This window comes from Paenibacillus sp. BR1-192 (genome assembly GCF_029542445.1).
Taxonomy (GTDB): domain Bacteria; phylum Bacillota; class Bacilli; order Paenibacillales; family Paenibacillaceae; genus Paenibacillus_AQ; species Paenibacillus_AQ lautus_A.
This window is the reverse complement of record NZ_CP120718.1, coordinates 671083-692118: the sequence shown is the minus strand read 5'-3', so window position 1 is coordinate 692118 and position 21036 is coordinate 671083. Positions and strand designations below refer to the sequence as shown.

General features: G+C 54.2%; 17 protein-coding genes and 1 pseudogene. 6 read left to right on the top strand and 12 right to left on the bottom strand.

What is annotated here, in order from left to right; genetic code table 11:
* Positions 1 to 48: 48 nt before the first annotated feature.
* Both P0X86_RS03015 and P0X86_RS03010 read right to left on the bottom strand, forming a co-directional pair.
* Positions 49 to 1062 (bottom strand): NADP-dependent oxidoreductase, encoded by a 1014-nt coding sequence (locus P0X86_RS03015; protein ID WP_277747752.1) that lies wholly within the window; start codon positions 1060 to 1062, stop codon positions 49 to 51.
* A 96-nt stretch (positions 1063 to 1158) separates the two neighbouring features.
* Positions 1159 to 1420, bottom strand: a pseudogene (locus P0X86_RS03010) (metal-sensitive transcriptional regulator).
* Between the two features lie 344 nt (positions 1421 to 1764).
* Between P0X86_RS03010 and P0X86_RS03005 the strand changes: the two are divergent.
* Entirely contained in the window at positions 1765 to 3513 is a 1749-nt protein-coding gene (locus P0X86_RS03005) for an alpha-glycosidase (protein WP_277747751.1), read from the top strand.
* Positions 3514 to 3579: 66 nt separating this feature from the next.
* Here P0X86_RS03005 and P0X86_RS03000 read toward each other — a convergent pair whose 3' ends face one another.
* From P0X86_RS03000 to P0X86_RS02990, 3 genes are all read right to left on the bottom strand, one after another.
* Positions 3580 to 4455, bottom strand: coding sequence for a UbiA-like polyprenyltransferase (locus tag P0X86_RS03000; protein ID WP_277747750.1), 876 nt, complete (start codon positions 4453 to 4455; stop codon positions 3580 to 3582).
* A gap of 20 nt (positions 4456 to 4475) precedes the next feature.
* On the bottom strand, positions 4476 to 5774 hold the full coding sequence (locus P0X86_RS02995; RefSeq protein ID WP_277747749.1) for an aspartate aminotransferase family protein: 1299 nt from the start codon (positions 5772 to 5774) through the stop codon (positions 4476 to 4478).
* A gap of 109 nt (positions 5775 to 5883) precedes the next feature.
* The gene (locus tag P0X86_RS02990) at positions 5884 to 7863 is read right to left on the bottom strand and encodes a peptidase U32 family protein (protein WP_277747748.1); all 1980 of its coding nucleotides are present in this window, start codon (positions 7861 to 7863) and stop codon (positions 5884 to 5886) included.
* 221 nt (positions 7864 to 8084) lie between these two features.
* Between P0X86_RS02990 and P0X86_RS02985 the strand changes: the two genes are divergently transcribed.
* Together P0X86_RS02985 and P0X86_RS02980 are read left to right on the top strand one after the other, a co-directional pair.
* Positions 8085 to 8834, top strand: a complete 750-nt coding sequence (locus P0X86_RS02985; RefSeq protein WP_213580118.1) for an alpha/beta fold hydrolase — start codon at positions 8085 to 8087, stop codon at positions 8832 to 8834.
* 6 nt (positions 8835 to 8840) lie between these two features.
* Positions 8841 to 9425 (top strand): TetR/AcrR family transcriptional regulator, encoded by a 585-nt coding sequence (locus P0X86_RS02980; RefSeq protein WP_192569851.1) that lies wholly within the window; start codon positions 8841 to 8843, stop codon positions 9423 to 9425.
* A 94-nt stretch (positions 9426 to 9519) separates the two neighbouring features.
* On the opposite strand, the gene P0X86_RS02975 is transcribed toward P0X86_RS02980, so the two are convergent.
* Positions 9520 to 10407 carry a YhfM domain-containing protein gene (locus tag P0X86_RS02975; protein ID WP_277747747.1) on the bottom strand — a complete coding sequence of 296 codons (888 nt, stop codon included), beginning with the start codon at positions 10405 to 10407 and terminating at the stop codon, positions 9520 to 9522.
* 291 nt (positions 10408 to 10698) lie between these two features.
* Between P0X86_RS02975 and P0X86_RS02970 the strand changes: the two genes are divergently transcribed.
* From P0X86_RS02970 to P0X86_RS02960, 3 genes are all read left to right on the top strand, one after another.
* Positions 10699 to 11646, top strand: a complete 948-nt coding sequence (locus tag P0X86_RS02970) for an AraC family transcriptional regulator (RefSeq protein WP_277747746.1) — start codon at positions 10699 to 10701, stop codon at positions 11644 to 11646.
* A gap of 150 nt (positions 11647 to 11796) precedes the next feature.
* Positions 11797 to 12879 carry a Gfo/Idh/MocA family protein gene (locus P0X86_RS02965; RefSeq protein ID WP_009591335.1) on the top strand — a complete coding sequence of 361 codons (1083 nt, stop codon included), beginning with the start codon at positions 11797 to 11799 and terminating at the stop codon, positions 12877 to 12879.
* Between the two features lie 34 nt (positions 12880 to 12913).
* On the top strand, positions 12914 to 13753 hold the full coding sequence (locus P0X86_RS02960) for a Gfo/Idh/MocA family protein (protein WP_277747745.1): 840 nt from the start codon (positions 12914 to 12916) through the stop codon (positions 13751 to 13753).
* Positions 13754 to 13875: 122 nt separating this feature from the next.
* Here P0X86_RS02960 and P0X86_RS02955 read toward each other — a convergent pair whose 3' ends face one another.
* The 6 genes from P0X86_RS02955 to P0X86_RS02930 form a co-directional block, all read right to left on the bottom strand.
* The gene (locus P0X86_RS02955; protein WP_277747744.1) at positions 13876 to 14610 is read right to left on the bottom strand and encodes an ABC transporter permease; all 735 of its coding nucleotides are present in this window, start codon (positions 14608 to 14610) and stop codon (positions 13876 to 13878) included.
* 1 nt (position 14611) lies between these two features.
* Positions 14612 to 15328, bottom strand: coding sequence for an ABC transporter permease (locus tag P0X86_RS02950; protein WP_192569853.1), 717 nt, complete (start codon positions 15326 to 15328; stop codon positions 14612 to 14614).
* Positions 15325 to 16245 carry an ABC transporter ATP-binding protein gene (locus P0X86_RS02945; RefSeq protein ID WP_375121402.1) on the bottom strand — a complete coding sequence of 307 codons (921 nt, stop codon included), beginning with the start codon at positions 16243 to 16245 and terminating at the stop codon, positions 15325 to 15327. The genes P0X86_RS02950 and P0X86_RS02945 overlap by 4 nt, the downstream gene beginning before the upstream one ends.
* 516 nt (positions 16246 to 16761) lie before the next feature.
* Positions 16762 to 18150: a sensor histidine kinase gene (locus P0X86_RS02940; protein ID WP_096774659.1), complete on the bottom strand. Its 1389-nt coding sequence runs from the start codon at positions 18148 to 18150 to the stop codon at positions 16762 to 16764.
* Positions 18147 to 18821, bottom strand: a complete 675-nt coding sequence (locus P0X86_RS02935) for a response regulator transcription factor (protein ID WP_277747743.1) — start codon at positions 18819 to 18821, stop codon at positions 18147 to 18149. Before P0X86_RS02935 ends, P0X86_RS02940 begins: the two co-directional genes overlap by 4 nt.
* 377 nt (positions 18822 to 19198) lie before the next feature.
* Positions 19199 to 20896 carry an alpha-amylase family glycosyl hydrolase gene (locus P0X86_RS02930; RefSeq protein ID WP_277747742.1) on the bottom strand — a complete coding sequence of 566 codons (1698 nt, stop codon included), beginning with the start codon at positions 20894 to 20896 and terminating at the stop codon, positions 19199 to 19201.
* Between the last annotated feature and the right edge of the window lie 140 nt (positions 20897 to 21036).

Below are 21036 nucleotides of genomic sequence, written 5' to 3'. Positions count from 1 at the left end.
TGCGAAGTCGTGAAATCGACACTCTTTTATTTTTTGTATGTCAAAGGATCAGCTTTGTTCTTCGCTTACCTTCACCAGCTGTTTCCCGAGATTTTCTCCGGAGAACAGCCCCAGAAACGCCTCAATCGTCTTGTCGAAGCCGTCGACGATATTCTCGGTGTACTGAATCTTGCCATCCCTTAGCCATTCGGCCAGCTCCTGCAGCGCCTCATTGTACCTGCTGGCGTAATCGCCGACCAGAAAGCCCTTCATCAGTGCCGTATTGGTCAGCAGCAGGCTCTGGATTCTTGGGCCCGTATCCGGCTTCTCCAGGTTATAGAGCGCGATTTGGCCGCAAATCGGGATCCGCGCATTTTTGTTGATCAGGCGCAGAACCGCATCCGACACCTCGCCGCCGACATTGTCAAAATAGACGTCAACCCCGCCCGGACAAGCTTCCGCCAAAGCCGAAGCCACATCTTCGGTCCGGTAATTGATCGCAACGTCAAAGCCGAGCTTCCCGGTCAGGTATCCGGTCTTTTCGTCAGAACCGGCAATACCGACCACCCGGGCTCCCTTGATCTTGGCAATCTGCCCGACAATCATGCCAACGGCGCCAGCGGCGCCCGATACAACCACCGTCTCCCCTTCCTTCGGCTGACCGATATCCAGGAGTCCGAAATAAGCCGTCAAACCGGTCATCCCCAACACGCCCAGCGCGGTCGAGACGGGTGCCAGATCCGGGTTGACCTTGCGCAGCGTCCCGGTGCGTACGGCGGCAAAGCGCTGCCAGCCCCAGGTGCCTGCAACAAAATCGCCCTCCCGATAGGTCGGATCCGTCGATTCCATGACCTGCCCTACTGCGCCTCCGGCGATAACCTGCCCTACCTCATATGGCTTGGCATAACTCTTGGCATCGCTCATTCTGCCCCTCATATACGGGTCTACCGATAAATACACGGTCCGTACAAGGACTTCTCCGGCTTGAGGTACGGGCAAAGGCTGCTCCTCAAACGTAAAATCCGGCTCCTCCGGCATGCCTTGCGGCCGCTTGGCTAGTAAAATGCGTTCATTCACGGACATCTGAGTACCCTCCTTTTAGTAAAGCCGTCATCTTATCTTTACCCATTTTGTCCGTTTACCAATTTCCTAGCCTTTGCCGCGCCCGTCCTTCATCCCCTACCTGCTCTTTACGAGCAAATTAACGGCATCCTGCACAAGCTTCTCCGTATCCTCGCCGTTCGCTTCGGCCTTGCGCACGCAGTCCACCAGATTGGAGCTTACGACAACGCCAATGGTCCGGTCGATTGCCGTACGCGAAGCGGATAATTGCGTGATGACCTCCCTTGCAGTCCTTGTTTTCCTCCATCATCTTCAAAATGCCGCGAAGCTGTCCTTCAATCCGCTTGATCCGGTTTTTCATCTGATCGTCGTATTGCATATATGTTGTCCTCCTCATTGCGTATCTGCTTGTCAGGCTTGCCCTTATCCCTTTATTATACAACAAACGCCGGCTCTTTCCTCTTGACTGCCCCTCCCGGCAAGATCCCGCTAAAGAACCTGGTCGTTCCGGCTTCGATGCAGCACGGAGATCTGCCGCTTGTACTTAGGGCTTGAATACGCTCAGAACGCGTGGTATATTTTTAATCAGCTAATGAATTCATAAGCAACCCGATTCAAACCTCATAATTTAAAGGCAATGTTATCTTACAAAGGTACAACCTCGGCTATTCATAGTCCTGGCTGTGCCTTTTTTTAATTTCACTATTTAAGGAGGAATTATCGATGTTTCTGGAAGCCATCTATCACCGCCCGCGCAAAAACTGGTCCTACGCTTATAACGGCACGACCATCCATCTCAGAATCCGCACCAAAAAGGACGACCTTACCGAAGTGTATGCCCTTGCAGGCGACAAGTACCTGTGGGATCAAACGATGGAATACATTCCGATGACCAAGCTGTCCTCGGATGAAATGTTCGACTATTGGGAGTGTGAGGCAACTCCTCCATACCGCCGCTTGAAATACGGCTTCCTGCTGCAGCAGGGCGACGAGAAGCGCTGGATGACCGAATATGATTTCCTGACGGAGCCGCCGGCCAATCCGGACCGCCTGTTCGAGTACCCGTTCATCAATCCGGATGACGTTTTTCATCCGCCGGCATGGGTCAAAGACGCGATTTTCTATCAAATCTTCCCGGAACGCTTCGCGAACGGGGACACGAGCAATGACCCGGAAGGCGCCTTGCCTTGGGGCAGTGCCGAACCGACGCCGAAGAACTTCTTCGGCGGTGACCTGCAAGGGGTTATCGACCATCTCGACCATTTAAGCGAGCTCGGCGTCAATGCGATTTATTTCACGCCGCTGTTCACGGCAACGACAAACCATAAATACGATACCGAAGACTATATGGAAATCGATCCGCAGTTCGGCGACAAGGACACGCTGAAGAAACTCGTTGATCTGTGCCACGCCCGCGGAATCCGCGTTCTGCTGGATGCGGTCTTCAATCATTCCGGCAAAACGTTTGCCCCGTTCGTCGACGTGCAGAAGAACGGTTTGAACTCCAAATACAAGGATTGGTTCTACGTCCGCTCCTTGCCGCTGGAAGTGGTGGACGGCATTCCGACTTACGATACGTTTGCGTTCGAGCCGCTGATGCCGAAGCTGAATACGGAGAATCCGGAAGTCCGGGCTTATCTGCTCAAGGCGGCGGAGTACTGGATCAAGGAAACGGGCATTGACGGCTGGCGCCTGGATGTAGCCAACGAGGTGGGACACAGCTTCTGGCGCGAATTCCGCCAAGTCGTAAAAAAAGCCAACCCGGATGCTTACATCCTTGGCGAAGTGTGGCATGAATCCTCCATCTGGCTGGAAGGCGACCAGTTCGACGCCGTCATGAACTACCCGTTCACGAATGCCGTACTGGATTTCTTCATCAACCGTACCGCCGATGCCGAGAAGTTCTCGTTCATGCTCGGCAAGCAGCTTGCCGGCTATCCAAGACAGGCCAGCGAAGTGATGTTCAACCTGCTGGACAGCCATGACACCGCAAGACTGTTAACGCAGGCGAACGGCGACAAACGCCTGATGAAGCTGGCCGCCATGTTCCAGTTCACGTACTTCGGCACGCCTTGCATCTATTACGGCGACGAAATCGGCATGGACGGCGGGCACGATCCGGGCTGCCGCAAATGCATGGAGTGGGACGAGTCGAAACACGACAAAGACCTCTTCCATTTCTACCAAACACTCATTAAGCTCCGCAAAGAGCACTCCGCTCTCCGCACGGGAACCTTCAAATTTTTGAAGGCCGAGAAGAACGGGGGCAAAATCGCTTACCTGCGCGAGGACGACAATGAAACGATCCTCATTGCCGTCAACAACGACAAGGCGGGCAACACGATGACCCTCCCTGTGCTGGACCGCCAGTGGACGAACCTGTGGAACGGCGAAGGCCTCAGCGCGAAGCAAGGCCAGCTGACCGTGAAGCTGCCTGCTTACGGCTTTACGATCTTGAAAGCCGGGCAATAAACACGAAACTCCCTTTGAATGCCATTGAGCCCGAGTATGCGGGCCGGCAGTCGAAGGGAGTCTTTTTTATCCGAGCAAAAACTGATCCGCCAAAGTAAACAGCAGAATCGTCAGACTAATCACCTGATTCAGATTGTAGGAGGCAAGCTGCATCCGCCTGCGGCTGGAAGGCTTGATCATGCGATGCTCCACGGCCAGCAGCAGCACCGAGACGGCAATTCCCGTCAAGTAGAGCCAGCCCAAACCTTGGATAAAGTAAAGGGAAAGCAGCAGCAAGACCATAATCCCGTGCAGCATTCTGGAAATGAGCAGTCCGCCTTCGAATCCAAACGCGCGGGGAATGCTCCATAAGCCGGTGCTGCGATCGAATTCGATATCCTGCGTGGCGTAGATGATATCAAATCCCGCAATCCACAGCATCACGACCGTGCCGATGATAAACGGAATGAAGGCCAACTCCCCCGTTACGGCAAACCATGCCCCGATCGGAGCCGAAGCGATCGTAAAGCCCAGGTACAGATGGCACAGCCAGGTGAAGCGCTTGGTGTACGAGTACGTGCAGATCAGCACAATCGCTGCCGGTGATAGCACCAAGCAGAGCGGATTCAGCATGCCGGCCGCGAGAATAAAGACGGCAAAGTTAACGACCACAAATACGTACACCTCGCGAGGCAGCAGAAGCTTTCGTGGCATATGGCGGTCCGCCGTTCTCGGGTTGGCCGCGTCGAACTTCAAATCGACGACGCGATTGAAGGCATTGGCCCCGTTGCGGGCGGCCACCAGCGCAATCAACGACCACAGCACGACATGCCATGACGGCACGCCGCCGGCGGCCCAGACCATGGATATGATCGCAAAGGGCAGCGAGAACAGCGTGTGGGAGAACATCACCAGTTCTCCGAACATTTTGGTCTTATGAACGACTTTATACATCATCTGCATCCGGATCCAACCTCATTCGTTTATGTTTGGGATAACCCTGCCAGCACCTTATCCAAGGCACGGAGCATCGCTTCGATCTCTTCCTCCGGGATGATCATGGCGGGCTGAAAGGCCAGCACGTTTCGGCCCACCCCGTTTTTACCGATAATAAAGCCTTCATCCTTCATGCGCTCCAGAATAATATCCGTCCATGCTGCGCTCTCCTCGTCGGTCGCACCCCGGATTTCGGCTCCGGCCATAAACCCTTTGCCTCGGACATCGGCGATAAGCTCGTATCGGCCCTGCAGCTCCCTCAAGCCTTCGATCAGCCGTCCGCCAACGCGCCGGGAACGATCAACCAGGCCCTGCTGCTCGATGTAATCCAATACGGCAAGCGCCGTGGCGGATGATACCGGATTGCCGCCAAAGGTCGAGGCGGAGGGCCGATTCAGACTGGCGGCGATCTCATCCGTCGTGCAGAACGCGCCGATCGGCACGCCATTGCCCAAGGCCTTCGCCATGGTGAGAATATCGGGCACGATGCCGTAATGCTCGATCGCGAACATGCGTCCGGTGCGGCCGCAGCCTGTCTGGATTTCGTCGGCAATCAGGAGAATGCCGTGCTCTTCCAGCATCGCCTTCAGCTCACGGAAATACCAATCCGGCGGCGCGATCATTCCCCCGTTGCCTTGGATCGGCTCCACGATCATGGCAGCAAAGCTGTCTCCCTTTGCAGCGAGCACGCTCGCCAAGGCATCCAGGGAGCGGCGGGCAGCGGCATCGTGATCCATGCCGGGATCATATGGTCGTGGAATAAACTCAGCCACGTCTTCATCCAAGAAATCGTCGGCACGCCACATCGGAATGCTTGTCACGTTCATGGTCAGGAAGGTGCGGCCATGAAGGCCGTATTCTAACGCCAGGAAGCTGCGGCGTTTCGTATGAAGACGCGCGGCGAGCAGCGCGCCTTCATTCGCCTCGGACCCGCTGTTCACAAAGAACGTTCGCTTTAAGTTGCCGGGCAGAACGCCGTTCGCCAACCGCTCCGCCAGGTCCACCATCGGCTGGGTAAGGTAAATGGTTGACGTATGCTGCAGCGTCTGCAGTTGTTTGATCGTTCTCGCCGTAATGGCTTCATTGCAGTGGCCGCAGGCAACGACCGACACGCCCGTGAAGAAGTCGACATAAGCTTTGCCGTCATGGCCGTAAAGCGTATGCATCTTGCCGCCGACGATCTGGGGCGGTTCGCTGTAGAAATGCGCCGTGCAAGGATAGCCGTACCGCCGGCGCTTGGCAGCGACGGCTTCCGGACCGATATGCGTATGGCCTTCATGTTTCATGGAGGCTCCCCCTCTTTCGATTATTTCCGTTTTTCCATGTTCCGTGATAGAGACTGAGGAAAACGGTGCCTCGCATCGGATCATCTTCCTGCCCCCTCTCTAAGAGATCTCATGCTTCCGTCAGCTCCAGTTCCAGGGAATGGCCGAATTGGAGCGAACCGAGCGTGAACCCGGCGTGTACCGGTGCCATGCTCTGATACAGCCTGCCGCATGAATCCAGGTTCAGCGAAGCTTGACGATATAACCGCACCAGGCTGCGAAGCCGCTCGGTCGTATACGTTTTTCCTTCGATGCGGAAATGATGGACGCCGGCTTCATACAGCTCCTTCAGGATCGGCATGTAGCACAGCTCCTTCGCCAGCGCCAAGTGGTTGCGCCCTGCGGCGTCCCGGTATACGGGATTCTCCCCTTTATCCGTAAGCAGCACGAGATGACGGTTATCCACGAAACGGTTGTCCTCTTCCGCTATGGGCTCGAACTCTGCGGCATTGGCGTATAAATCATGCTCCAGATACATGACGATTGGCGAGCCGTGAACGATGATCTCAAGGGGAATTTCCGGATGACGCAGCAATTTCGTCAAATCATGGAGCTGAAGCTCTAGGGACGGATTGATTCGGGATATGCCAAAATGGTCCTGATAAAACGAAGCCGCCATATGGTTGTAGATGTTCAGGCTGAAATCGGCGATCAGCGGCAGCCCGATGGTTTGAAACTTGTGCATGGCACCGATGTTGGTCGCAAGCAGGCCGTCCAGACCATAATGGTTAAACTCCTTGCCTGCGCTGAGAAACTGATGGTACTGCTCCATCTGAAGCTCATTCATCATGCGGGGCATGCCAAGGACAATCTCCGCGTCCCCTTTATCCGCCGTCAAGGCTTCGATGTCTTTGCGGCTAAACGGACGATCCGGCTGGAATACGTCCCCCGTCAGGTAAATGACGCCCGCTCCTTCTTCTAATGCCGCACGGGCCTGCTCAACCGTGTTGACATGCACCGTAATTTGCGGAATCGACGTGTCCGGCCGTTCCCGCTTCGCATGATGAAGCGATTCTTTCACCTGGAGCACCCGTTCCTCCTTCGTCTCGCGTTCGGCGGTAGGCGTACTGAACACCTTCCCCGTACTGTAAAACTTGCCTGTTCCCTCATAGCGGCGGTTAATGAAGTCGAGTCCCGGCTTGCCGAAGGCATAAGCCGTCGTGAAATCGCGCTTGCGATGTTTATGCAGCGTGTCCGCACCCGCCTCGCGATTGTAGCCCAGCGGATCCGCAATATAACGATCGATGGCGTCTCCGTACGAATTCACGACCATCAGCAAAAACTCGGTGTCTCTCATGCGTCCTTCAATTTTGAAGCTGGTGATGCCGGACTTGATCAGCTCAGGAATGCTCTCGTACATGTACATATCCTTCGCCGCGAGCGGATACTCGGTCGGATAGAGATAGCCGTCCTTCTTCACCCGGTAATCCCAGCGGCAAGGCTTCATGCAGCGCCCGCGGTTAGAGCTGTTGCCGAACAGCATCGAGCTGTACAGGCAGTTGGCCCCGTGAACCGTGCACATGTCTCCGTGCACAAAATACTCGAACTCCATCCCGCTCCTGGCCTGCAGCACCTCTGCCGTTTTCAGGTCCATTTCGCGGGAAGCCACGATGCGGGAAACGCCCAATGCTTTGAGCGCTTCGATCATTTCCAGGTTGTGCACGTTCATCATGACGGAGGAGTGAACCGGAATATTCGTGTAATTCATCTCTTGGATCAGGGGAAACACGGCCAGGTCCTGCGCGATAATGGCATCCGGGCCGATCTCGTTCAGAAAGGCGAAGTAGCGCTTCGCTTCCTCCAAGTCCTCTTCATTCATCAGGTTGTTCACTGTAATGTAGGCACGTTTCCCGCGGTCATGCGCCAATTGGACGGCCTCGCCGACCTCCTCATAACTTAAGTTGTATCCCTTGCGCATCATACGCATGTTCAGCGATGGCCCCCCGAAATATACGGCATCGCAGTTTGCGTCAATGACGGTCTTGAATATCTCGAATGTTCCGGCTGGAGCCAATAGTTCCACTTCTTTACCGTTAAAATAACGAGCCACAGTCCGTTCCCCCTACTCCCAAAAATATATTTTTTTCGATTGTAACATAATTCACAAATAAGATTAGTGAATTATTTCACAGCGATATTCACAGTAGGATCCCAGATTTGAAAGGCAAATCAAGATACGAGTCGATTTTCTATTGACCAAACGTTCATTCAATAATAAAATAATGTTCAACAAGCGCTTCACATTATTGAAAATCGAATGGAGGTATTCTATTGGATCTGCACTATGAAGTTCATGGAAACGGTAAGCCTATCGTCCTTGTTCACAGCGGTGGAGCCGATCTGCGGGACTGGAGTTATCTTGTCCCTCTTTTAGCGGAGCATTTTTGCGTCATTGCCTTTGACGGTCGCGGAGCCGGACGCTCTCCCTCTCCCGCTCAGCCGCCGAATTATGTTGAAGACTTGTTATCTCTTCTTGATCATCTGGATATTCCGCAAGCTGCGATTGTCGGTCATTCTATGGGCGGCCGGATTGCCACGGAGTTCGCGATCCATTATCCTGAAAGGGTATCGGAACTGATTGTCATAGCGCCCGCCCTGTCCGGTTTCCCTTATTCTGAGGAAATGCAAACCTACATGCTCGGGGTAAGCGCCGCTGCCCCTGATATCGAGAAAATGATCGAGCTGTGCATTGAGCCGCCTTCTTATGAAATTACAAGGAACCGCGCCGAGCGGGAGCTGATGGTCCAAATGCTTCGCCACCATTTCGAGCGGACGTTTACCTGGTCCACCTTTGACTCGGTTTGGCCGGAGCCGCCGGCGATGGATCGACTACAGGATATCTCGGCCAGAACGCTGTTCATCATAGGAGATCATGAACTGACCGATAACCAGCAGGTAGGAGAACAATTTCGAAGGGTTCCGGGCATTCGATTTGCCACCATCGCGGGAGCGGATCACATGGTCACGCTAACGCATCCGGAGGAGTTATCCCTTCATATCACCCCATTCGTAAAGGAATGAAGATTTATGCCACGCTCACCCATCGAGAACGAACGCATACGCCAGATGGCAAAAGAGAAGATTTTGGAAACTGCCATGGATTTGTTTATCCATCAGGGGTACCATGCCACTTCCATTAGCGATGTAGCCAAGAAAGCCGGTACATCCAAAGGGCTGCTCTATAATTACTTTTCAGGCAAGGAAGGACTTCTTGCCGCTATGGTCGAGGAGCGAATCGCAAGCGTTGCCGAAGTTATGGAGAATTCCGCTTCACTCCAAGCACCAGCGGATCAGCTGAAATATATTTTGGAGCAAGCCATCGACAACGTCTATCAGCAGCCGGAGGTATTCCGGTTTTACTTGCATCTTCAAACACAGCCCGAAGCGGATCAAGAGCTGTTTCCCTACAGCAAGCGTCTTGTGGAAGAGGCTGCACGGCAATTTGAGATTCAATGCCGCATATTCGAAAGTCTCGGAGTACCCGAGCCGCGCAAGCGCTCCTTGTACTTTTCTTCTACCCTTCAGGGCATCATGTTGATGATATCCACCTATCCCCTGCACTTCCCCATTGAAGAAGTGAAGGAGCAGATGCTGAAGGAGTTTTGCCCGTAACGCCAAAAGAGCCGAGGTTTCCTGTATCTTTAGGATACCTCGGCTCTTTGCTGCACGAAACGATTATTATGGCACACGAAAGGGATGCTGATCTTTATCTATTATGAATTGCCTCTTCTACAGGAAACAGCATGTGGAAAGTATCGCTCTCTTGGTCACGCCCCTCACCGCACCCGTTCAGTCGGTATTCGATTCCCTGTTCCGTCTGCTCCGCTACCAGCTCCTTGCAGAATTCGACGGATTTTACCGGCTTCCCCAGCGGGTCATGCGTAGTATCGAGCCGATGCCGGATGAACTCGCCTTGGTAACCATGCTCCAAATCATGAAAAATGGGGCTGCCCTCTATTGTATACAGCGTCAGCTGTACAGAAGCTGGGTGCTTCTCCTCCACTTGCTTCACGAATTGATCCCATGCCTCCCGGTTGGCAATCAACCCATCTAAACTAAATACAACCTCCCCATTCTTCTTGGCCTGCTCAGGCGTATATCGCAATTGATCGATCAATTCCGTGAGCTGGGCTGTCAACTGCTCGGTCAACGTATATCCTGTGCCGGTATCCGTTATATAGGTAAACATTCCACGTTTACTGTCGGGTTCTAGCCATAGATGAATGGATGTGCTCTCCCCGTCAAGGTGAATCACCGCATCATAATCCGGTTCTCTTACATCCATGATTCCCTGCATCCTCACCGCTGTCCGGATGGCTTCATCGAACACCTCAACGTCCTTCACGCTATCCAGCGTTCCGAAAATACCCGAACTGACTTTACCGAACCCCTGACCGCGGTGGATCGTTACATAATCTTGGAGTTGGCTATCCTCCTCCATTCCTGAAGTTATGGCTCGTTCCCCTGTTTCGGAAGACCTCTTCACATCCCCATCCTTACCGAGACCGCAGCCTGTCAGCAGCATCGTCAAAACCATCACCCATAGCAAGACCGTTCCCCTATTCGCCAGCTTATATTCCCTCATGATCCCCATCGCAACATCACCTCTACCATTCAGACGTATGACAATGCCCATTTGTTACCAAAAGATGGTCGCCTTTTCTTCATCTTGTATCTCATGGCATTAAACGCGGCTGCTTGATCATCGGTAAATCATGCGGAGCGAATCCTGCGGACCCTGATCATGATTGGACTTCCTCATGATATCGATCACGTCCCCGCCCCCATGAATTACAGTAACTTTTTCGATTTTTCTCTTCCTTCATGTCCTTAATCAGTTATGCTATGAATAACAGGATCGAAACGTACGAGGAGGAAAGAAACGATGGCTATTCACTGGCTGGAACCGGATATCGCCGAATGCACCCGAAGAGGAATCGCCTACTTTACGTCGGAGCTGGAGATGGCGAATGGCCTGCCCTGCAAAATGTACCGCATTACCGAGAAGTTCGGGAGTTTATCCGATCATATGCATGACTATCTTCAAATCTGGTATGTCAGCAAAGGCGAATTCATCCATACGCTCTATGGCCAAAAATACCGGATGGTCCAGGGCAATATATTCGTGCTCCCTCCTTACAGCGTCCATCGCGTGGAGATGGTCCCCGGGAAAGAACTGGAGGTGCTCGGGTGCGAATTCATGCCGGCCTTCATTAACGAACAATTGGAGGGAATGCCGGACGAGCCGCAGCTGTTCGACCTTTCCTTCATCAAGCCTTTTGTCACGACCGAAGACCGCGTCCCGCTCAAAATCACCTTGACCGGCGGCAGTGACCTAGTCGTTAAGGAACTCCTGACCGAAATGCTGAACGAGTTCGGAGGCCGGGGCCCCTTCTTCGATATTCTGCTGAAGGCCAATCTGCTGAAGCTGCTGGCGATCGTGAACCGCGAGCATGCCGAGCAAAGCAAGCATATATCGGTAACCGCGGGCAGCGCCCCGTATCGGGAGCCCATATTGGAATCCGTTCAATATATCCACGACCACTTCGATCAGCCCCTGTGGCTGGAGGATCTCTGCGCGCGGACGATGATGTCCCGGACGAGCTTTTGCCGACGTTTCAAGGAAGTGACAGGCTGGACCTTCAGCCAGTACTTGGCCAACTACCGGATACGAATGGCGATGCGGCTGCTGACGGAGCCCGAGCTGACGGTAACCGACGTGTGCTTCAAGGTCGGGTTTAACGAGCTTCCCTACTTCTGCCGCATTTTCAAAAAATACACGGGAACGACCCCCGCTTATTATAAAAAGAACGCTTTTAAAACCGTGGACTAGCGCCTCGGTACGATAATCCAATAAATAAACACGATAGTGAAATCGAAGCGATCGCGCACATGCTATACTCGGGGCAAGCAATAACGAAGAATCAAGCGACAGGCTCATGTCATCACTGCATCATCAATCCACGATTTTGGAGGAGAACCGATGAACAAAATTACAATTGCCGTGATTGGCTGCGGCACGATTGCGAACAGTGCCCATATCCCCGCCTACATGGCCAACGAAGATGCCGAGATCAAATATTTCTGCGATATCTTGAAGGACCGGGCCGATGCCGCCGTCGCCAAATACGAATGCGGCCAAGCCATCGAAGATTACAACCAGATCCTGAACGACCCTGAGGTCGACGCGGTATCGATCTGTACGCCGAATGACGTTCATGCTTCCATCGCCATCGATTGCTTGCGGGCAGGAAAGCATGTATTATGCGAAAAACCGGCAGCCCGCACCTACGCGGAAGCGCTGGAGATGCAGAAGGTTCAGCACGAAACGGGCAAAACGCTCAATATCGGGGTGGTCAACCGTTACAATGAAAGCGTAAACAGAATCAGAAAAATGATCCAAAACGGCGATCTTGGCGAGCTGTATCACGTTTATGCCAGCTTCCGTTCCCACCGCTCGATCCCGGGTCTCGGCGGCGCCTTCACGACCAAAGCCATTGCCGGCGGCGGCGCGCTGATCGATTGGGGCGTTCACTTCCTCGATGTCGTGATGTACTGTACGGGCGATCCGAAGCCGAAGACCGTCTCCGGTCAGGCTTATTGCAAGCTGGGCAAAGACATGGAGAATTACACCTTCCTCAAAATGTGGGCAGGTCCGCCGAAATATGACGGCACGTATGACGTCGACGATTTTGTCACGGCCCTCGTCCGCACGGAAGGCCCGACCATTTCCCTGAACGGCGCATGGGCGCAAAATATCGGCGCCGAAGAAATGTTCATCGACTTCCTCGGCGACAAAGGCGGCATCCGGCTGAAATACGGCGCGGACTTCACCTTCTACACCACGGAGGACGGCGCATTGATCGAAACCACGCCGAAATTCAATCTCGGCAGCATGTTCCAGAATGAGATCGACGGATTCATCCGCTGCATTCAAACCGGGGAGAAACAGCCTTCGCATATCGATACAGTCATCCTCTCCTCCCAGATCATCCAGGCGATTTACGACTCGTCCGACCAAGGCGCGGAGGTTTCGCTGCAGCCCGTTGCCCAGAACAGCCTATAACCTATAGTTCGAACGCCAGGGAGGCCCTTTTATCATGAAAAAAATCGGATTCATCGACCTGCATTTGGACCAGTTCCACGCGAACAAATATCCCGGGTGGATTGAGCAGGCATCGGAACATGCCATGAAGGTCATGTACGCCTACGGCAAGAGAGACAAAGAGAACGGGCTCACGAACGCTGCCTGGAGCAAGGAGTTTGGAATTGAGCTGCTGCCCACGATCGAAGAGGTGGTGGAGCGCAGCGATTACCTGATCGTGCTGTCCCCGGATAATCCGGAATTCCATGAGGAGCTGTCCCAGCTGCCGCTGCAATCCGGCAAGCCGACCTATATCGATAAGACGTTCGCGCCTGACCGCGAAACGGCCATCCGCCTGTTCGATCTGGCAACAAAGCACGGAACGCCGATGTATTCGACGTCCGCCCTGCGTTTTGCCAGCGAATACACGGAGCTGGACCGAAGCGACATCCAAACGATCAGCAGCTGGGGGCCGGGCGCCTTCGCCAATTATTCGATTCATCAGATCGAGCCGATCGTCAGCCTGATGGGGACCAGCCCGAAGCGGGTGATGTATATCGGAACGCCTGACTCCCCTGCCCTGCTGATCGATTTCGGGAACGGACAGCAAGCTACCGTGAATCATCTTGGGGATAATTGTCCTTTTACCTTGGGGATAAAGAATGGCGACGGGGGCTTCAAGCAGGTCACCGCGAATTCGAATTTCTTCGCCTTGTTCATCGAGAATCTGGTGAATTTCTTCGAAACGGGCGAGCCTGCCGTCAACCCGGCAGAAACGGTCGCCGTCATCACGATTATCGAGTATGGATTGAAGGCGGCTGACACCCCTTATGTGTGGGTGGATTTGCCTCAATAGCAAAACCAAGGGTTCGTTACACATAGAAATATATAAAAAGAGCTGCTCCAACAGGCCGTAAGGGCCTGAGGGCAGCTCTTTTTCATAAAACCAAGCCAGCTTTGAAATCCAATTCTGAAGAGTTATACTTCTTTCCGCTGAAAATAGACGAAGCCCGCGAGAAAGAACAGTAGAAACCCTCCCGCCACGACGGTCATGAGGCTTTCGAACGGCAGGTTGAATGCACCGAAATCGGCTTGACCCGCGGGCATCATCGCCAGAAACGGCTGCGTCCACGGATAGTAAGGGGCATACGTCTGCGAGTTGGCTACCAGCATGTTCGGTATGGTGAAAACGACGTTCAATGCCAGCGGAGCGGCAAAGCTGCTCCAGGCCGTTGAGACTCCAAGCTGCAGCGCGGCAAGCGGCAAGCAGGCAACCCAACCGCCAAGCAAGCAGCGCAGCAGCATTTCCCACGGAATCGGAGCAGCCACCTTGTGGATCAAACCGGCTCCCAGCACGGCGCCCATGAACAGTAACTGGACGACGGCCAGCAGCATGGCTACCACCGAGAATTTCGCAAAATAGACGGCGCCGCGTGAAACCGGCAGGACGAGCAGCTGTTTCCATCCCCCGCCCGAATGCTCATACCGGCATACCATGGCACTGAATATCCCCGTCAGAATCGGGAGCAGCAGCATGGCATGCAGAATGATCATAATGCTGATCAGATATTCCCAAGGCGCCAGCTCCTCAGGCTTTCCGTTTAATATGCCTAGCAGCATGACCAGGACCGCGCACAGGAAGATTTGCGGCCACAGCTTCGATTTCGACAGCTTAAGCCACTCTGCGGACACCGCTCTTAGATAGGATGCCATCTTAGTCCACATCCTTTCGGTTAAAATGAATCAGGCCAGCGCATGCGATCACCGCGCCCAGCAGTAAACCCGCTCCGATGACGCGGGCTTCTCCCGGCCCCATGTAAGCCAGCAGCGGCCATTTTAGCGGCATCCAATCAGGAAACTGCAGGGCGAACATCGACACGACCGAAGCGGTAATCCCGATCCCGACCGCGATCCCCTGGTTCTTAAGCGTCAAAGACGTCCACAGCTGAAAGGCCAGCATGGGAAGCGCCGCGAATAACTGCACAAAGCCAATGCGCAGCAGATCGACATACGGCATTTGATCTGCCCCCATCCCCAGTATGATGCCGAGTACGGCGGTGCTGATCGACAGAAGGAAACAGGATACGCAGAGAATCAGGAAGGCCTGCACGAACTTGGCACTGAATACCGCCGTTCTGGATATAGGCAGTGCCAGCAGCTGCTTCCACGAGCTCAGCTGATGCTCCACGTTGGCCATCAGCGAGCAGACCAGCGTGATCCCGAGGAACAGGGCAATCGGCACAAAGAAGAGCACGTTCTCCAGCAGCCCGCCCCAAGGATCCGCCGCGTAGGATTTCATCAGGTAATCGTATCGAAGTCCGAAGTTCAGCCCTTGCATCGCTGCCAGCCCGACGGGACCGAGCGCAGCGAGAAACCAGATGCCTTTGCCCCGGATCTTCAGCCAATCGGCGGAAAGCGCACGGAACATCATACCCGGCTTCCCTCCCCTACGATCTGCATGAAGATATCCTCCAGCGACCTCCGCTGCTCTTCCACCCGGTATACCGCATGCTGGTTCTCCACCAGGCGCTTCACGAGCAGCGCGATTTTGGCATCCTGCATGCTCTCCAGCTCCAGCATCTGGTTCCGCAGGACGCCTTCGCAGCCTAAGTCTAGGGCTAGTCCAAGCGCTGCCTCTGGCTCGGATACCGATAAGCGGAAACCGCTGGACGCCGTGGATACCAGATTGTCGATCGTATCCTGGAACACCATCCTTCCTTCGCGGATAATGCCGACTTTGTCCGCCATCAGCTCGACCTCGCCCAGCAGGTGACTGGATACCAGCACGGTAATGCCGTATTGGCGCGGCATATTCTTGATCAGCTCCCGGATTTCATGGATGCCGGACGGATCCAGGCCGTTGGTCGGCTCATCCAGAATGAGCAGCTCCGGATTGTTCAGCAGGGCGGCCGCGATGCCAAGACGCTGCTTCATCCCAAGCGAGTATCCCTTAACCGGGCGCTTGGCCTCCTTCGTCAAGGAGACGATCTCCAGCACTTCCGCGATGCGGGATTTCGGGCCGCCGGTAATCCGGCGGATCGCTTCCAGATTCTCTACGGCCGTCAAGTGGCCGTAATACGATGGGTACTCCACGAGCGATCCGGTCCGGCGCAAAATGTCCATTTTTTCGCTCTTTAAATCCTTGCCGAACAAATGAATCGCGCCACGCGTCGGTTGAATGAGTCCGAGCAGCATGCGGATGGTCGTTGTTTTCCCGGCGCCGTTCGGTCCAAGGAAGCCATAAATGTCGCCGCGTGCGATCTCCAGGTTCAAATCCACGACCGCTGCGCGCTTTTTGTATATTTTATATAAGCCTTTTGTTTGAATGACGAGTTCCGTCACGTTCATCACCTCAGGTATACATCCTACATGTCCAAGGTTAAATGCCGGTCGGCCCCAAGTTTAAATTTTCTTTAAAAAAGCGGGCAGCCTATCCAACGTTTTAACAAGTGTCCGTATATGATATAATTAATTTGCCGAAACGCTTATGGCGTCCGTACAGGGGGGCTACCTGACGCTGATGATGGCATGCCGATCACTTTTCTCTCTCATCGATCGATTCACCGTTACGATTGGAGCGTGGTTAACCATGAATATGCATGTTTTCGTTCGCCTTGATTTCAGAATGGATCTCTCTTTGAGTCTAGCAGCTGTAGCCTGCCTTGCTTATGAACCCAGTTCACTGACGAGCTCGTGAAACTCGAGCGAAAAGCAATGGTACGAAGACGCCTTATAGGGCGTCTTTTTCTGTTATTGGCAGCAAAAAAAAGAGGAACCGATAATCGTGCCGGCTCCTCTTTTTATCTATTCAACCAAGGCCTCAGCACCCCTGATGGAATGCTTGATAGCCCAGCGCTTGATTGCTCAACGCTTCCAGATGCGGATCCTCGTTCCCTCCTCCGAGCTTTCCACATGGCTTTCCAGCCCCATCTCCCTGGTCAAGTGGTCCACGATGGCCAGGCCGATGCCCGTGCCTTTGTTGCCGGAATCGCTTTCGATCCCCGGCCCATGGTCCGAAATGACGAGGACGCCCTCAAGTCCTTCCCTCTCCTCGGTATGAATGCCGATGTACTGCCCGGATCGGGCGTGGCGAGCGACATTTTGGAACAGATTATCGAGGAGCCTCCGGAACCACAGCACGTCTACGTTCCAGTGGAGCGGCTCGTCTCGCACCTGGATGTCAGGCTCGATTCCCGCCTTCTCCCATACCGGATACCAGGCTGCGGCGCTTTCCTTGACGATTCGCAGCACGTCTGCAGATTCCATGTTCAGCTGCACTCTGCCGCTGGTCAGCAAGTTGTAGGACAGCAGATTGTCGATCAGGCCGCCCAAATCGGCGATTTTCGATTCAATGAGTGACAGCGATTCTTTCCCCTTCGGGCTCAGCGGCTCCCTTTCCATGGAGAAAATATGGCTTCGAATCACCGTCAGCGGGGTTCTGAGATCATGGGACAGATTGGCGATCAGGGATTTGCGCAGCTCTTCTTCCTCGCGCTGGCGGCGCTGCCCCTCTTCCAACTGGATGACCATATCGTTATAGCCCTCTTCCAGCTGTCCAATCTCGTCATACTTGGTTAACGTAACCGGCTGCGGTATGCCCGTCGTCGCATGGGACGACGTCATGGCCGAACGAAGCCGCAGCAGCCGCTTGCGTATACGCACGAAGAACAGCCAGGAGACCAGAATGAACAGGCCGGACATCGACGCCGTGAACAGCCCGTACAGCGCCGTTTCGCTCGCAATTGGCTGCTGGACATTAAGGTATTTTCTCGGCAGCTGCATGACCATGAAGCCTTCTCCCGATCCCTCTCCCCCGATAAAAGCCACGGAGGTGAACGGGTCGCTATCCAGGGAGTTTTTCATAAATTGCACGGTATAGGGCGCGCTCCATACCTCGGGCAGGTTAGGCTGCACCGGCAGCTGCAGCCTGGTCTTATTGCCGCCATCCACCCAGAACATGGAGATCTCCGGATACTCCTGCCGTATCGAATTCAGCTTCTGCTCAATGGCCTCCGGCGAAGCTCCGCTTAATCCGGCTGCTTCCTCGTGCCACATTCTCTCTAACGCGGCACCGCTGGTATATTTCCCGGCTGGGGCCGGCGGCCGATCCGAGAAGGTATCGTTCACGAACCAGTAAAAAATCGACGCTAACGGAAACATGATCGGCATGAAAATCATGGCCATCAAAATCAGCAGCAAATACCGGTTGGTCAGCGAATTGCGGAACCTTCCCTTCTTCCTTTTCCATCTCATGCTCTCACCCGGTAGCCAAGCCCGCGAACGGTCTCAATAATCTCCGGGTTGGCGGGGTCCCGCTCGAGCTTCTCCCGGAGATACCGGATGTGGACCATCAGCGTCTTGTCCCCTTCGATATATGTTTCTCCCCAGACCGACTCGTATATTTGCTCCTTGGTCATGACACGCCCCTGGTGCTGGAGCAGATACATAAAGATTTGATGCTGTTTGCCGGTCAGCAGCGTCTCCTCGCCGGTATCCTCGTTCACGATCCGATTCTCGTCTTCATATACCGATAAGTGCTTCACTCGGATGGGCTCCGCGGATTTCACGACAGACCGTCGCAGAAGCACCTCGAGACGGGCAGCCAGCTCGTCCGGGTGAAAAGGTTTTGTCAGGTAATCGTCGGCGAACTCAAGCCCCTGCAGCTTATCGTCAATGGAGGTTCGCGCCGACAGCATCAGGATGGGCAGTCCGGGATAGGCCTTTTTGAGACGCTGCCCGACCGTAAAGCCGTCCAGCCCCGGAAGCATGACGTCCAGAACAACGACCGCGCACGGAGCCGCTTCCTGTACGGCCTGTTCTCCGCTCAGCAGCCACCGCACCTCGTATCCCTTGTCCCTGAGAAATTCGCTGACCCATCCGCCGATCTCCCGGTCATCCTCAATATATAGAATGCATGCGCTCATGGTAAATCTTCCTTTCCGTACGAACATTCGTATCTCCCCATGAGGGGTTATTCTATAGCCTTTAAGTCAAAAAAAGGCCCTTGCAAGCTTTTATGTATGCCGTAAATTCATCTTTTGTCATTGTAACATGGGATCCCCGATGTTCATGCATCCGATTTGCTAACCTGGCCGTACTCCCTCGGGAATATCCTGTTCTCCGGCAATCCGGCGGAGCTTCTGGAGAGCCCGCATTCCGTGACGGCCAATTATTTGCGGCAGTTTCGGGCTTAGTCCTCTGAGTAGCCTAAGGGCTTGGATGTCAAACAAGACCCCGAGCACGCCTCCTTCCAGGGGCTCGGGGTCTTGTTGTGTTTTGCTGGATAAGGCAGGATCGCAGCCTATTCCAAAATAACGGTCGTATAAGGCGGCAGTGTTAAACTGCTGCCGTCCCATGCCGCGCTGTCGTCGGTGGTTCTCGCCAATGACCGGAAATCCGCAGATCCGTTCTTGGATGCCAGGTCCACGGTCTGCTCCGTGCCTGAAAGGTTATGAACCACTAAGGCCCCGCTCTCGTTTGTCCGGCGGATATAGGCCATCACTTGCTGGTTCTCTGACGCATAAGATTCAATCGTGCCGCTGTTCAGGACAGGCATCTCATTCCGCCACCGGATCAGCGTGCGATAGCGGAACAGCAGGGAATCCTCGTCTCCGGTCTGCTGCTCTACGCCTTGGACCTGATCGCCGCGGTTATGCGTAAGCGGCTCCCAGTTCGTCTGTCCCTTATCGCTGCCCGTATTGGACCAGATCATCGGCTCCCGGATTTGCTCGTCCGGCTTCGCTCCCTTCATCCCGATCTCTTCGCCGTAATAGATAAACGGATTTCCCGGCATCGTCAGCAGGATGCCGGCAGCCATCTTGGCGTGGTTCACGTCATCCTTCAGCTGGGACATGACACGGTTCATGTCATGATTCGTCAGGAAGGCAGCATCCGTAAACTTGCCGTCCGATACCTGGCTGAACAAGCCATATGTCCGCTCCAGGGTGAAGGCCAGGTTGTTATCCTTCTCGTTCATGGCGGCACCGACGATGCTCTCGCCCAAGCCGAAGTTGAATCCGGAATCGAATGCATTCTCCAAATACGGCGCGATGACCGCAGCGGAATTATCCCAAATCTCCCCGACGATATAAGCCTCCGGGTTCACTTCATTCATGCTGGCTCGGAATTCCTGCCACCAAGCCGTATTCTTGGCCGTGGTCGCCTCGCCCTTATCGGACATCAGATCCTCGTAAATATGCTTGGCTGCATCGATCCGGAAGCCGTCGACGCCCAGCTCCAGCCAGAACTTCCCGATATCCTTCATCTCCTCGCGGACCTTCGGATTATCGAAGTTCAGATCCGGCATCCCGCCCCAGAACGTGCCCATGTAATGCGCCCCGTTCATCTCATGCCAAGGGGAGCCGCTTCCCGCCGCGCTGGATCCGGAAGGCGTTTTCCCTTGATCCTCGGCCCAGATGTACCAATCGCGGGTGCCCGAGGCCTTGTCTTTCGCAGCCTGCTGAAACCAAGCATGCTCCGTGCTCGTGTGGTTGACCACCAGATCCATAATGATCTTGATCCCGCGCTTATCCGCTTCGGCAAGCAGCGCCTTAAAGTCATCCAGCGTCCCGTAATCCGGGTGAATGGAACGGTAGTCGGTCACATCATAGCCGTGATAGCTCGGCGAAGGATGGATCGGCATCAGCCAAATCCCCGTCACGCCAAGATCCTCCGAGGTTTCCGGATTTCCGTCATTCAAATAATCCAGCTTCTCAGTGATCCCTTGCAAGTCACCGATCCCATCCCCATCGGAATCATAGAATGAACGCACGAAAATTTCATAATAGACGTCGGAAGGCTGCTCATCCACCTCCGTTTTCCCTTCTGGCGCAGGCGCTTTCGTATCCGGCTGTTTCAATTCCGAAGCCGCCGGCGGCTTCGCTTCCTCTTGTGGCGCAACCGCGGTGCCGCTGCAGCCTGCAAGCAGGCTTCCCGTAAGCGCAAAGGCCGTAAGCCATATCGGCAGAGCCCTGCGTCTTCCCCATGTATTTCGTATCACGCTGTTTCCCCCTGTTCGCTCACGCAGCTGATATTCATCGAGTCATTCCGCTTATGTAATCTAAAGTATCTTCATGTATAATCAGAAAGCGCAAACGTTTGAATTAAAAAACACTATAAATTTCCAATAAAACGGTTTCA

Excerpts from the sequence above, each read along its gene's own strand:
- P0X86_RS02960 (WP_277747745.1), top strand. The coding sequence starts at position 12,914 with ATGAAAAAAATCGGATTCATCGACCTGCATTTGGACCAGTTCCACGCG.
- P0X86_RS02935 (WP_277747743.1), bottom strand. The coding sequence starts at position 18,821 with ATGAGCGCATGCATTCTATATATTGAGGATGACCGGGAGATCGGCGGA.
- P0X86_RS03005 (WP_277747751.1), top strand. The coding sequence starts at position 1,765 with ATGTTTCTGGAAGCCATCTATCACCGCCCGCGCAAAAACTGGTCCTAC.
- P0X86_RS02965 (WP_009591335.1), top strand. The coding sequence starts at position 11,797 with ATGAACAAAATTACAATTGCCGTGATTGGCTGCGGCACGATTGCGAAC.
- P0X86_RS02975 (WP_277747747.1), bottom strand. The coding sequence starts at position 10,407 with ATGGGGATCATGAGGGAATATAAGCTGGCGAATAGGGGAACGGTCTTG.
- P0X86_RS02940 (WP_096774659.1), bottom strand. The coding sequence starts at position 18,150 with ATGAGATGGAAAAGGAAGAAGGGAAGGTTCCGCAATTCGCTGACCAAC.
- P0X86_RS02970 (WP_277747746.1), top strand. The coding sequence starts at position 10,699 with ATGGCTATTCACTGGCTGGAACCGGATATCGCCGAATGCACCCGAAGA.
- P0X86_RS02995 (WP_277747749.1), bottom strand. The coding sequence starts at position 5,774 with ATGAAACATGAAGGCCATACGCATATCGGTCCGGAAGCCGTCGCTGCC.
- P0X86_RS02980 (WP_192569851.1), top strand. The coding sequence starts at position 8,841 with ATGCCACGCTCACCCATCGAGAACGAACGCATACGCCAGATGGCAAAA.
- P0X86_RS02955 (WP_277747744.1), bottom strand. The coding sequence starts at position 14,610 with ATGGCATCCTATCTAAGAGCGGTGTCCGCAGAGTGGCTTAAGCTGTCG.
- P0X86_RS02950 (WP_192569853.1), bottom strand. The coding sequence starts at position 15,328 with ATGATGTTCCGTGCGCTTTCCGCCGATTGGCTGAAGATCCGGGGCAAA.
- P0X86_RS02945 (WP_375121402.1), bottom strand. The coding sequence starts at position 16,245 with ATGAACGTGACGGAACTCGTCATTCAAACAAAAGGCTTATATAAAATA.
- P0X86_RS03015 (WP_277747752.1), bottom strand. The coding sequence starts at position 1,062 with ATGTCCGTGAATGAACGCATTTTACTAGCCAAGCGGCCGCAAGGCATG.
- P0X86_RS03000 (WP_277747750.1), bottom strand. The coding sequence starts at position 4,455 with ATGCAGATGATGTATAAAGTCGTTCATAAGACCAAAATGTTCGGAGAA.